This is a genomic window from Aromatoleum sp. (assembly GCF_032027225.1).
Lineage (GTDB): Bacteria > Pseudomonadota > Gammaproteobacteria > Burkholderiales > Rhodocyclaceae > Aromatoleum.
On sequence record NZ_JAVSMM010000006.1, the window covers coordinates 158,668 to 170,677 of the forward strand.

Sequence of the window (12,010 nt, forward strand, 5' to 3'; positions counted from 1 at the left end):
CCCGCGGGCCGCGCGAACTATGGTGGCGGAGCTTTTTTCCCGCCCCCGACATGACCAATACCAAAATCGAACTAGTCTGCCCGGCAGGAAGCCTGCCGGCGCTGAAGACGGCGGTCGACCACGGCGCCGATTGCGTCTATCTCGGCTTCAAGGACGCGACCAACGCACGGAACTTCACCGGCCTCAACTTCGACGCGAAGGCGATGAACGAAGGCGTGCGTTACGCGCACGACCGCAAGCGCAAGGTGCTGCTCGCGCTGAACACCTACCCGCAGGCGTCGAACTGGTCCGGCTGGACCGCCGCCGTCGACCGCGCCGCCGACCTCGGCATCGACGCGATCATCGTCGCCGACCCCGGCCTGATGGCCTATGCGCAGAGGACCCATCCGCAGCTGCGGCTGCACCTGTCGGTGCAGGGCTCGGCGACGAGCTACGAGGCGATCAACTTCTACGCCGAGCGCTTCGGCATCCAGCGCGCGGTGCTGCCGCGCGTGCTGTCACTACCGCAGGTCGAGCAGGTCATCGCGAACACCGACGTCGAGATCGAGGTGTTCGGCTTCGGCGGGCTGTGCGTGATGGTCGAGGGCCGCTGCGCGCTGTCCGCCTATGCGACCGGCGAATCTCCGAACTGCAACGGCGCGTGCTCGCCGGGCAAGCACGTGCGCTGGGAGCAGACGCCGCAAGGCATGGAGACGCGCCTCAACGGCATCCTGATCGACCGCTTCGGCGACGGCGAGCGCGCCGGCTACCCGACGCTGTGCAAGGGCCGCTTCGACGTCAACGGCGAGACCTACTACGCGATCGAGGAGCCGACGAGCCTGAACACGCTCGAACTGCTGCCCGATCTCGTCCGTGCCGGCGTGCGCGCGATCAAGATCGAGGGACGTCAACGCAGCCCGGCCTACACCGGCCAGGTCACCCGCGTGTGGCGCGATGCGCTCGACCGCGTCACGCGCGACATCGACAGCTACTCGGTGCAGCCCGGGTGGATCGCCGAACTCGACAAGGTCTCCGAAGGGCGCAGCCACACGCTCGGCGCCTACTACCGCCCCTGGAAATGACGCCGCGGCAGGCCGCACCCGGCCTCCCGCCGCAACCGCGTCCGATCGCCACCGCGATCCGTCTGGAAATGAACCGATGAAAATTGCGCTCGGCCCCCTCCTTTACTACTGGCCCCGCCAGGCGACGCTCGACTTCTACGCACAGATCGCCGACAGCCCCGTAAACACCGTCTATCTCGGCGAAACCGTCTGCTCGCGCCGGCACGAGCTGCGCCTCGACGACTGGCTCGACGTCGCCGCGATGCTGAAGGCAGCCGGCAAGGACGCAGTGATGTCGTCGCAGTCGCTGATCGAGTCCGAATCCGACCTGAAGGCGCTGCGCCGCATCGTCGCGCAGGCGGACTTCCGCGTCGAGGCGAACGACATGTCCGCCGTCCGGCTGCTGACGGCCGCCGGCCGGCGCGACTGGATCGCCGGCCCGACGCTGAACATCTTCAACCCCGCGACGCTCGGCCTGATGGCAGAGGCCGGCGCGACGCGCTGGGTCGCGCCGCCGGAAATGTCCGGCGCAGTGCTCACCGAACTCCTCGGCAGCGGCGCACCGGCAATCGAAACCGAAGTCCTCGGTTGGGGCCGGCTGCCGCTCGCGCATTCGGCGCGCTGCTTCACGGCGCGCCACTACAACCTGCAGAAGGACACCTGCGAGTTCCGCTGCCTCGGGATCAACGACGGCCTGATGCTGCGCACGCGCGAGGGCGAACCCTTCCTGACGCTGAACGGCGTGCAGACGCAATCGGCGCGCGTGCATAACCTGCTCGGTGACCTGCAGTCGGTGCGTCAGTCCGCGCAGGTCGTGCGCGTGAGCCCGCAAGGCGAGCACACGGTGAAGGTGCTCGAACTCTTCCGCGACGCGACGGCGGGCGACCTCCCGTCGCAGGAGGCGTTCCGTCGCAGCACCGAGTGGATGGTCGAAGCGCCGTGCAACGGCTTCTGGCATGGCCGTCCCGGCGTCGAGCAGTTCGTCGCTTCCTGAACCGATTCCCGGAGTCCGCCCCATGTCGACGCTCAGCATCCCCGCCTTCACACTGCCGCCATCGCTCGCCCGCCTCGCCGCGCACCTGCCGCAGCGCCCGCCGACGTTCGCGCTGACGACCGCGCTGAATCTTGCCCTCGACCGCGTGCTGTCGCGTGACGACCTCGAACCGCTCACCGGGCGTCACTTGCGCATCAAGGTCCGTGACGCCGGCCTGACGCTCGACTTCACCTTCGGCCCGCGCGGCTTCCGTCCGCTCAACGCCGGCGGCACGCCCGATCTGACGCTGACCGCGAACGTGCGCGACTACCTCGCGCTCGCGCTGCGCGAGGAGGACGCCGACACGCTGTTCTTCGGCCGGCGGCTGCTGACCGAAGGCGACACCGACCTCGGCCTGCTCGTGAAGAACACGCTCGACGCCGTCGACTGGGACGCGCTGCAAAAGGAATACTCGCCTTCCAGCGTGCTGCGCCGCCTGAATCCGCTCGCCCGTTGCACGACAGGCCGCAGCGCCGCGTCCGACAGCCGGCCGTTCTGACGCTCGGGGGTCCGCCCGCGCCGCGTCGCTTTCCGGCGCCTCGATCCGGATCGACGCCGCCGGCTCGAATCCCACCTTCGCCGAACGAGCGGGCCGCTCGGGACCATTCGCCGATCGCTGGTCTCCACCGAGCTCCCGCCCCGCGCGGACGGTGACTGTCCGCATCGGCTCCGCTCGGCGGACCGTGCGCCATCCGGGCTAGAATGCAGGTCGCCGAACCCATCCCCCGGACCCGCCGATGCCCGTCGCGCGCGACGTTTCCGCCCTGCCGCGCCACCTCGCCGTCGCCTACGGAATACTGATCGTCTACGCGTGCCTGCATCCGCTCACTGGATGGAGGCCGACCGGGCTGCCGCTGCTCGACTTCCTGTCCGCGCCGTGGCCCAAGTACTACCGCGCCGCGGACATCGTGCTCAACCTGCTCGGCTTCCTGCCGTTCGGCTTCGTGCTCGCACCCGCCTTGCCGGCCCGCCTCGGCCCTGCGGGAGCCGTCATCGTCGCAACGCTGATTGCCACCACGCTGAGCTTCACGATGGAAGTCACGCAGAATTTCCTGCCGACCCGGGTGTCCTCGAACATCGACCTCGGCATGAACATCGCCGGCGGCTTCCTCGGCGCCTTGCTCGGCGCGCGGTGGGGTCACGCGCTGTTCGACCGCAGCGGCTGGCTGCATCGGTGGCGCAGCGAGCGCATCATCGCCGGACATTCGGGCGATCTCGGGCTGATGTTGCTCGGCCTGTGGCTGCTCGCGCAGCTCGTGCCCGAGAGCCTGCTGTTCGGCGGCGGTGACCTGCGCCAGATGCTCGGCCTGCCGACGCCGCTGCACTTCAATCCGGAACGCTACATCAAGCTCGAATCGACGCTGGTCGCAATGACCACGGTCGCGGCCGGTCTCTTCGCCCGCTGCATGATGCGCAAAGCGAGCCCGTGGCCGATCGTGCTCCTGCTGCTGCTCGGCATCGGCGCGAAAGCGATCGCGACGTCGTCGTTCTACGCATCCGGTGCGGCCCTACTGTGGCTGACGCCCGGGACGTCCCGCGGCCTACTGTACGGCATCGCGCTGCTCGCGATCGCGCTGGTGCTGCCGCGTCTGCTGCAGCACGCGCTCGCCGGACTGACGCTGCTCACCGCAACGACGCTGACGAACCTGCTGCCCGAGAACCCGTACTTCGTCCTCGACGGGGCGCTGCAGCAATCCGGCAATTTCCTCAACTTCCACGGCCTGACCCAGCTCACCGCGAACCTTTGGCCCTTCCTCGCACTCGCTTACCTGTCTGCCGTCGGATTGTGGCGCGGCGAGCATCTGGACGACGGGCGCGACGCGGCGGACGGCCCGACGCCCCGGCTATAATCGGCGGCATGTCCACGGGCCGGGCGCCGCGGCGCTGCCCTCCACGGAGATGTCGATGAGCTATTTCAAGCACCACGTTTTCTTCTGCTGCAACCAGCGCGCCCCGGGCGAGACCTGCTGCAACAACCACAACGCGACCGCGATGCAGACCTACGCGAAGGATCGGATCGGCGCGCTCGGCCTCAAGGGCCGGGGCAAGATCCGCATCAACAAGGCCGGCTGCCTCGACCGCTGCGACGAAGGCCCGGTGCTGGTCGTCTATCCCGACAACGTCTGGTACACCTACATCGACCAGGAGGACATCGACGAGATCATCGACGAGCACCTCGTGCATGGCCGCGTCGTGACCCGCCTGCGCCTGCCCGACGCCTCATGAACCGTCCGACCACTCCCGAATCGGTGCTGCTGCGCGGACCGGACGGCGCGATCGAAGCGCTGATCGACACGCCGGCCGATGTCCGCGGCATCGCGCTCGTCTGCCACCCGCACCCGCTGTTCGGCGGCGCGAACACGAACAAGATCACGCACACGCTCGCGCGCAGCTTCCGCGAACTTGGCTACGTCGCGGTGCGCCCGAACTTCCGCGGCGTCGGCAAGAGCGAAGGTGGGCACGAACACGGCGACGCCGAAACCGAGGACATGTTGTCGGTGATCAGCTGGGCGCAGTCGCGCTGGGGCAGCCTGCCGCTGGCGCTCGGCGGCTTCTCGTTCGGCGCATTCGTCCAGACCCGAGTCGCGCAACGGCTTGCCGGCGGCGTCACGCCGGCGAAGCGCATCGTCCTCGTCGGCACCGCGACCGGCGCGGTGGCTGGCGCGCGCAGCTACACGACCGAAACCGTGCCGAAAGACACGCTCGTGATCCACGGCGCCGACGACGAGAACGTCCCGCTCGCGAACGTCCTCGAATGGGCGAAGCCGCAGGATCTCCCGGTCATCGTCGTGCCCGGCGCCGACCACTTCTTCCACGGCAAGCTGCATCTGATCCGCGACATCATCGCGCGCAACTGGGCGCCGCTGTAGACGCCGGACAAGGAGACGCACATGAAGCTCTTCGCCTCGCTGACGAGTCCGTACGCCCGCAAGATCCGCATCCTCCTCGCGGAGAAACGGCTGCCGTTCGAACTGGTCGTCGATTCGCCGTGGGAAGCGAACACGCGCGTCCCCGACATCAACCCGCTCGGCAAGGTGCCGGCGCTCGTCACCGACGACGGAGAGGTTTTCTTCGATTCTCCAGTCATCGCCGGCTACCTCGAGACGCTCGACGCATCGCCGGCGATGCTGCCCGAGGACCGGCTCGAAGCGGTACGCGTACGGCAGACCGAGGCACTCGCCGACGGCATCATCGACGCGGCGGTCGCGACCGTCCTCGAAGGGCGCCGCCCGCAAGCGCAACGCAGCGAGAGCGAAGTCGCGCGCCAGATCGACAAGATCGAACGCAGTCTCGCCGAGCTCGAACGGCGCGCGCACAACCGCCAGTGGCTGCACGGCGACGCCATCGGCCTCGGCGACGTCGCGGTCGGTGTCGCGCTCGGCTACCTCGACCTGCGGCGACCGGAGCTCGACTGGCGCGCCCGAAATCCGCTGCTCGCGACGCTCGCCGAGCGCCTGTGCGCTCGCGAGAGCTTCGTCGACACGAAGCCTCCGGTTAGCTGAACGCATGTCGGGCGCGACCCTTCGTGCCTCCGGGCGAGCGAGCAACGAGGCCGCCTCGGCGCTCGCCGCCGCGCCGCCGCGCCCGCCGCTGTCGATCCGCGGCCTCCGGAAGCGCTACGGCGACACCGATGTCGTCGCCGGCATCGACCTCGAACTGCGTCCGGGCGAATGCTTCACGCTGCTCGGGCCCAACGGCGCCGGGAAGACGACGACGCTGCGCTGCGCGCTCGGGCTCACCGCGCCGTCGGCGGGCGAGATCCGACTCGCCGGACTGCCGGTGCCGGAACGGGCGCGCGAGGCGCGGATGCGGGTCGGCATCGTGCCGCAGCAGGACAGCCTCGACCCGGACTTCACCTGCAGCGAGAACCTGGTCGTCTATGGCCGTTATTTCGGCCTCGACGACGCGACGATCCTCGCCCGCGTCCCGGAGCTTCTCGCGTTCGCCGGCCTCGAGGGCAAGCGCGACGCACGCATCCAGCAGCTGTCGGGCGGCATGAAGCGGCGCCTGACGCTCGCCCGCGCGCTCGTCAACCGGCCCGAACTGCTCATCCTCGACGAGCCGACGACCGGCCTCGACCCGCAGGCCCGCCACCTGATCTGGGAGCGGCTGAAGCAGCTGATCCGCGCCGGCACGACGGTACTGCTGACGACGCATTTCATGGATGAAGCCGAGCGGCTCGCCGACCGGCTCGCGATCCTCGACGCCGGCCGGATCCTGACCGAAGGCAGCCCACGCGACGTGATCGCGAAGGAGATCGAGCCCCAGGTCGTCGAGGTCTACGGCGACTGGAACGGCCGCGGGCACGACGGCGCCGATGGGGACGCCGAAGCGTGGGCCGCACGGCACGCGGCGGAGTTCTGCCGGCGCCATGAGGTCAGCGGCGAAACCGCGTTCTGTTACGTCGAGGACGCCGCGCCCCTCCTCGCGCACCTCGCCGCGCAATCCGGCCTGCGCTACCTGCACCGCCCGGCGAACCTCGAGGACGTGTTCCTGAAACTCACCGGCCGCGAGCTGCGGGACTGATCGCATGGACCGCCAACCCTCGCAGCTGCACGACCACGACCTTGACGCGACCGCGGCTCCCGATCTCCGCCCGCGCGGGCGCTCCGCGTGGCGCCCGCCACAGCTGTCGCGACGCTTCGTGCCGGTGTGGCGGCGCAACTTCCTCGTCTGGCGCAAGCTCGCGCTGCCGTCGGTGCTCGGCAATCTCGCCGACCCGGTGATCTACCTGTTCGGCCTCGGCTTCGGCATCGGCATGCTGGTGCCCGAAGTCGCCGGCGTGCGTTACATCAGTTTCCTCGCCGCCGGCATGGTCTGCTATTCGACGATGAACGCGGCGTCCTTCGAAGTGCTCTATTCGGGCTTCTCGCGGATGCACGTGCAGAAGACGTGGGAGGCGATCATGAACACCCCGGTCGACCTCGACGACGTTGTCTTCGCCGAGCTGGTCTGGGCGGCGTCGAAGGCCTTGCTGTCGGGCCTCGCGATCCTGCTCGTCGTCTCGCTCGCCGGCATCGTCGACACGCGCTACGTGCTGTGGCTGCCCCCGCTGATCTTCGTCGTCGGGCTCACGTTCGCCGCGCTGGGCCTCGTGATGACGGCACTGGCGCCGAGCTTCGATTTCTTCATGTACTACTTCACGCTGTTCGTCACGCCGATGACGCTGCTGTCAGGCGTGTTCTTCCCGATCGAGCAGCTTCCCGCGCTATTGCAAACCGCGACGAAGCTGCTGCCCTTGACCCACGCGATCGAACTCGCCCGCCCGCTGCTGCTCGGCCGCGCGCCCGAGGACATCGCGCTGCACCTCGCGGTCGTGCTCGGCTACGGGGCGGTGGCGTTCTGGCTCGCGCTCGCGCTGACGCGACGCCGCCTGCTCCGCTGAGCCAGGGTCACTTGCGCTGCAACGCACCGAGCTGAGCAATCAGGAAACCGAGGCGCCGGCGCAGCGCGTCATGACCGACGTTGTCGGCGTTGGCGAGCCGCGCGCGCAGCGCGGCGATCTCGCGCCGCAGCCCGATTTCGGCCGGCACGACCCCGGCATTCTTCAGGATGCGATTCGCCATCCGCTGCTCCGGTGACAGCAGCGGATCGTCGTCGAGGTCGAGCGGGCGGCCCGCGCCGGGCAGATTGTCGAGTTCGCCGCGCTTGATCGCGTCGGCAATGCGCTGCTCGGCAAGGAGGTCGAAGATCGATAACGGCATGACGTTTGCTGCGCGAGAAGGGGTTGCGGACAGCGCCCGCGTCGCCGGCACCAGCTCGGGACTCCTTCTTGCTACGCAAGGTTCGCGCGCACGTGACCCGGGGGGCATGCAATCGCCGCCGGGCACAATCCCGCTTGCCAAGCACCGCGACGGTGCGGAACATAGCGCGTCCGTCATCCAAGTTCCATCGCCGCGCGCTCCCGCAAGCGCCCGACGGCGCGTCAACGAAGGAGTTTCTACGTGTTCGAGTCCATGATGGGCGCCGCGTTCTGGGTGTCCGTGCTGCAGATCATCGCGATCGACATCCTGCTCGGCGGCGACAACGCGGTCGTGATCGCGCTCGCCTGCCGCAAGCTGCCCGAGCATCAGCGCAACAAGGGCATCGCGTGGGGGGTAGTGGGCGCGATCGTGCTGCGCGTCGTGCTGATCTTCTTCGCGCTTCAGCTCCTCGAACTGCCGTTCCTCAAGATCGTCGGCGGACTGCTGCTGCTGTGGATCGGTGTCAAGCTGATGCAGCCGGAGGACGAGGGCGCGCACGGCAATATCGAGGGCAGCGCGCATCTGTTCGGCGCGATCAAGACGATCGTGGTGGCCGACGCGGTGATGAGCATCGACAACGTCATCGCGGTCGCCGGCGCGGCGAAGGGCGACCTCAGCCTCGTCATATTCGGGATCATCGTCAGCATCCCGGTCATCGTCTGGGGCAGCAAGTTCGTACTGAAGCTGATGGACCGCTTCCCCGTGGTCATCACGCTCGGCGCGGCGCTGCTCGGCTGGATCGGCGGCGGCATGTTGGTCGGCGATGTCGTGCTGCAGCCTTACCTCGAAGGCACGCCGTCTTGGCTGCATTACGCGACGTCGGTCGCCGGCGCGATCTTCGTCGTCGCGCTCGGCAGCGTGCTCGCGCGGCGGCTGCGCGGCGAAGCGCCGGCCCCGATCGTCGAGCTTGCCGTCGCTCCGACGAAGAATCCCTCGCACAAGGCGTAACGGAGAAACCGATGCTGAAGATACTGGTGCCGGTCGACGGTTCGGAAAACGCGAACCGCGCAGTCGCGCACGTGATCAACCTGTACCGCAACAACGCGCAGGTCGACATTCACCTGTTCAACGTGCAGCTCCCGATCGACTCGGGCCACGCGCGCCTCTTCGTCAGCGCCGACGAACTCGAGAACTACCGCCGCGAGGAAGGCATCGCCGAGCTTGCGGGTGCCCGTCGCATGCTCGACGAGGCCGGCGTTCCCTACACCCACCACATCGCCGTCGGCCGTGTCGCCGACACGATCATCCGCTACGCCAAGGAGCGCGGCATCGACAAGATCGTGCTCGGCTCGCACGGCCGTACCGGGCTGATGCAGGTGCTGCTCGGTTCGGTCGCACAGGAAGTGCTCAAGCGCTCCGACGTGCCGGTGACGCTCGTGAAGCCTGCCATCGCGCCCTGAACGGGGTCGCCGGCAGCCTCGCCGGCGGTGGTCTAGAGTGTAGCGAGGCGCGGCCTGGTGCCGTACCGATGCTCGCAAGGAGGACCGCATGGACGAACTCGACAAGGAAGCCGTCGTCGCAGCTCTGAACCGCATTCTCGAGTCCGAACTTGCCGGAGTCGTGCGCTACACGCATTACTCGTTTCTCGTGTTCGGTTTCGGGCGCATCCCGATCGTGTCGTGGCTGCGCGAGCAGGCCGACGAATCGCTGATGCACGCGCGCGCCGTCGGAGAATGGATCACGACGCTCGGCGCCTACCCCTCGCTGACGATCGGGCCGCTGCTCGACGCCCACAAGCACGACATCGGCGCGATCCTGCGCGAATCGCTCGAAGCGGAACGCGCCGCGCTACAGCTCTACCGCGACCTTCTCTCGCGCGTCGCCGACCGCTCCGTCGCACTCGAAGAGTTCGCGCGCCGGATGATCGAAGTCGAGGAGCTGCATCAGGCGGAAGTCGACAAGATGCTGCGCAAGCCCGGCGACGTCGCCGCGTTCGCCTCGTCGCCGACACCGCCCCCTGCATCCTCGGCGCCACCGCTCGCCTGAGTGCGCGGCGCCGCGGTGCGGCGAAGCTTCCTCGCCTTCGTCACCGGCGGCCTCGCGGCCCCGCCGGCGTCGTCAGCCGGTGCCAACCAGTTCCGCGTGCTCGTTTCGCCCGCCCCGCTAGCGTTCGAGAGCTGAGCGCGGCCGCCGCGCACTTATAACTTTTTGGCTAGCCGATATGGTTTGCTGCGGTGCGGTGCGGCAGTACAATCCGCCGCCTCGAACCCAGGAACATCCGCACGCATCATGGCCGCCTTCATCACTGAAAAGATCGTCAGCGTTCATCACTGGAACGACACGCTGTTCTCCTTCACGACGACGCGCGATCGGGCGCTGCGCTACGAGAACGGCCAGTTCGTGATGATCGGCCTCGAAGTCGACGGCCGCCCGCTGATGCGTGCGTATTCGATCGCGAGCCCGAACTACGAGGAAAATCTCGAGTTCTTCAGCATCAAGGTGCCCGACGGCCCGCTGACCTCGCGACTGCAGAAGATCCAGCCCGGCGACGAACTGCTCGTGTCGCGCAAGCCGACCGGCACGCTGGTGCTGCACGACCTGCTGCCCGGCAAGCACCTGTACCTGTTCTCGACCGGCACCGGTCTCGCGCCGTTCATGAGCGTGATCCGCGACCTCGACGTCTACGATCGCTTCGAGAAGGTCATCCTGATTCACGGCGTGCGCTACGTCAGCGAAGTCGCCTACGAGCACTACATCACGCACGAGCTGCCGCAGCACGAGTTTCTCGGCGATCTCGTGCGCGAGAAGCTGATCTACTACCCCACCGTCACGCGCGAGCCGTTCCGCAACCAGGGGCGGCTGACCGAGCTCATCGAGAGCGGCAAGCTCTTCGCCGACATCGGTCTGCCGCCGCTCGACCCCGCCGTCGACCGCGTGATGATCTGCGGCAGCGCGGCGATGCTGAAGGACTCACGCGAGCTGCTCGACCGGCGTGGATTCCGGATGTCGAAGCGCATCGGCGACCCGGGCGACTACGTCATCGAGCACGCGTTCGTCGAGAAGTGAGGCGGCGGGCGTCTCAGTGGCGCGAAGGGGCTGCGGCCCCTTTTTTCACGTCCGCGTCGCACCTCACGTCCGAGCAGCGGAAAATCGTCGTCGCCGACGCGATTTCCTGCCGTGTCCGCGGCCGCGCCCTCACTTCGGGCGGTTTTCGGCTCCCGCAAGCGCTGCGCACCGCGCCCCTTTGGCCTAGGATGGCGAAAGACGAGCATGCATCACGCCTTTCTGCACTTCGGCGGGCTAAAGTGTCGCTCGCGTCATACAACAAACTGACTGGAGATCGTTCATGCGCAAGACCCTCACGATGATCGCCCTGAGTCTCTCGGCAGCCGGTCTCGCTGCCCCCGCCCACGCCCAGCTCACGGGAACGCTGCAGAAGATCAAGGACAGCGGCGCCATCACCGTCGGTCACCGGGAATCCTCGGTGCCGTTCTCCTACCTCGACGCGCAGCAAAAGCCGATCGGGTACGCGATGGATCTTTGCGCAAAAGTCGTCGACGCGGTGAAATCCGAGTTGAAGATGCCGAACCTGAAGGTCAATTACCAGGCCGTCACGTCGCAGAACCGCATCCCGCTGATGCAGAACGGGACGATCGACCTCGAATGCGGCTCGACGACGAACAGCGTCGCGCGCCAGCAGCAGGTCGGGTTCTCGGTCGCGTACTTCATCACCAGCGTGCGCATGGGCGTGCGCAAGGATTCGGGCATCAAGGACATCGGCGACCTCGACGGCAGGCCGGTCGTGACGACGACGGGGACGACGTCGGATCAGCTGATCAAGCAGAACGAGAAGGGCAAGACGATCGACGTCAAGAACATTTACGGCAAGGACCACGCCGACTCGTTCCTGATGGTCGAGAGCGGGCGCGCCGCCGCGTTCGTGATGGACGACATCCTGCTCGCCGGCCTGATCGCCAGCTCGAAGAACCCGAGTGCGTTCGCGATCGTCGGTCCGTCACTGCGCGACGAACCGTACGCCGTGATGGTGCGCAAGGACGACGCGCCGTTCAAGGCGATCGTGGACAAGACGCTGGTCGGCCTGATGAAGTCCGGCGAGGCCGAGAAGCTGTACAACAAGTGGTTCACGCAGCCGATTCCGCCGCGCAACGTGAACCTGAACTTCCCGATGAGTCCCGCGCTGAAGGCGGCGTTCGAGAACCCCACCGACAAGGGCGTCGAGTAACAGAAACGGT

At 67.8% G+C, this 12,010-nt stretch carries 15 protein-coding genes; 14 read left to right on the forward strand and 1 reads right to left on the reverse strand.

Annotated features, from left to right (window positions below; all coding sequences use genetic code 11):
* Positions 1-50 precede the first annotated feature (50 nt).
* The 9 genes from ROZ37_RS09230 (at position 51) to ROZ37_RS09270 (ending at position 7,459) form a co-directional block, all read left to right on the forward strand.
* Entirely contained in the window at positions 51-1,061 is a 1,011-nt protein-coding gene (locus ROZ37_RS09230; protein ID WP_312659026.1) for a peptidase U32 family protein, read from the forward strand.
* Between the two features lie 76 nt (positions 1,062-1,137).
* Complete coding sequence (locus ROZ37_RS09235; RefSeq protein WP_312659027.1) at positions 1,138-2,034, forward strand: U32 family peptidase; 897 nt, start codon at positions 1,138-1,140, stop codon at positions 2,032-2,034.
* A 22-nt stretch (positions 2,035-2,056) separates the two neighbouring features.
* Positions 2,057-2,572 (forward strand): SCP2 sterol-binding domain-containing protein, encoded by a 516-nt coding sequence (locus ROZ37_RS09240; RefSeq protein WP_312659029.1) that lies wholly within the window; start codon positions 2,057-2,059, stop codon positions 2,570-2,572.
* A 238-nt stretch (positions 2,573-2,810) separates the two neighbouring features.
* Positions 2,811-3,923, forward strand: coding sequence for a VanZ family protein (locus tag ROZ37_RS09245; protein ID WP_312659030.1), 1,113 nt, complete (start codon positions 2,811-2,813; stop codon positions 3,921-3,923).
* 55 nt (positions 3,924-3,978) lie between these two features.
* Complete coding sequence (locus tag ROZ37_RS09250) at positions 3,979-4,299, forward strand: (2Fe-2S) ferredoxin domain-containing protein (protein ID WP_312659031.1); 321 nt, start codon at positions 3,979-3,981, stop codon at positions 4,297-4,299.
* A complete protein-coding gene (locus ROZ37_RS09255; protein ID WP_312659032.1) occupies positions 4,296-4,943 on the forward strand; it encodes an alpha/beta fold hydrolase in 648 nt (215 codons plus the stop codon). Before ROZ37_RS09250 ends, ROZ37_RS09255 begins: the two co-directional genes overlap by 4 nt.
* A 21-nt stretch (positions 4,944-4,964) precedes the next feature.
* The gene (locus tag ROZ37_RS09260) at positions 4,965-5,576 is read left to right on the forward strand and encodes a glutathione S-transferase (protein ID WP_312659033.1); all 612 of its coding nucleotides are present in this window, start codon (positions 4,965-4,967) and stop codon (positions 5,574-5,576) included.
* A gap of 4 nt (positions 5,577-5,580) precedes the next feature.
* Positions 5,581-6,600: an ATP-binding cassette domain-containing protein gene (locus ROZ37_RS09265; protein ID WP_312659034.1), complete on the forward strand. Its 1,020-nt coding sequence runs from the start codon at positions 5,581-5,583 to the stop codon at positions 6,598-6,600.
* 4 nt (positions 6,601-6,604) lie between these two features.
* Complete coding sequence (locus ROZ37_RS09270; RefSeq protein WP_312659035.1) at positions 6,605-7,459, forward strand: ABC transporter permease; 855 nt, start codon at positions 6,605-6,607, stop codon at positions 7,457-7,459.
* 7 nt (positions 7,460-7,466) lie between these two features.
* Here the strand turns inward: ROZ37_RS09270 and ROZ37_RS09275 are convergent, their stop codons facing one another.
* The gene (locus tag ROZ37_RS09275) at positions 7,467-7,778 is read right to left on the reverse strand and encodes a DUF1992 domain-containing protein (protein WP_312659036.1); all 312 of its coding nucleotides are present in this window, start codon (positions 7,776-7,778) and stop codon (positions 7,467-7,469) included.
* Positions 7,779-8,018: 240 nt separating this feature from the next.
* Here ROZ37_RS09275 and ROZ37_RS09280 point away from each other — a divergent pair, with 240 nt between their 5' ends.
* The 5 genes from ROZ37_RS09280 to ROZ37_RS09300 all read left to right on the forward strand — a co-directional run bounded on the left by ROZ37_RS09280 (position 8,019) and on the right by ROZ37_RS09300 (position 12,000).
* Entirely contained in the window at positions 8,019-8,765 is a 747-nt protein-coding gene (locus tag ROZ37_RS09280) for a TerC family protein (RefSeq protein WP_312659037.1), read from the forward strand.
* A gap of 11 nt (positions 8,766-8,776) precedes the next feature.
* The gene (locus ROZ37_RS09285; RefSeq protein ID WP_312659038.1) at positions 8,777-9,217 is read left to right on the forward strand and encodes a universal stress protein; all 441 of its coding nucleotides are present in this window, start codon (positions 8,777-8,779) and stop codon (positions 9,215-9,217) included.
* A gap of 88 nt (positions 9,218-9,305) precedes the next feature.
* The gene (locus ROZ37_RS09290) at positions 9,306-9,803 is read left to right on the forward strand and encodes a ferritin-like domain-containing protein (protein ID WP_312659039.1); all 498 of its coding nucleotides are present in this window, start codon (positions 9,306-9,308) and stop codon (positions 9,801-9,803) included.
* Positions 9,804-10,046: 243 nt separating this feature from the next.
* Positions 10,047-10,823, forward strand: a complete 777-nt coding sequence (locus ROZ37_RS09295; protein ID WP_312659040.1) for a ferredoxin--NADP reductase — start codon at positions 10,047-10,049, stop codon at positions 10,821-10,823.
* Between the two features lie 280 nt (positions 10,824-11,103).
* Entirely contained in the window at positions 11,104-12,000 is an 897-nt protein-coding gene (locus ROZ37_RS09300; RefSeq protein WP_312659042.1) for a transporter substrate-binding domain-containing protein, read from the forward strand.
* The last annotated feature ends 10 nt before the right edge of the window (positions 12,001-12,010 follow it).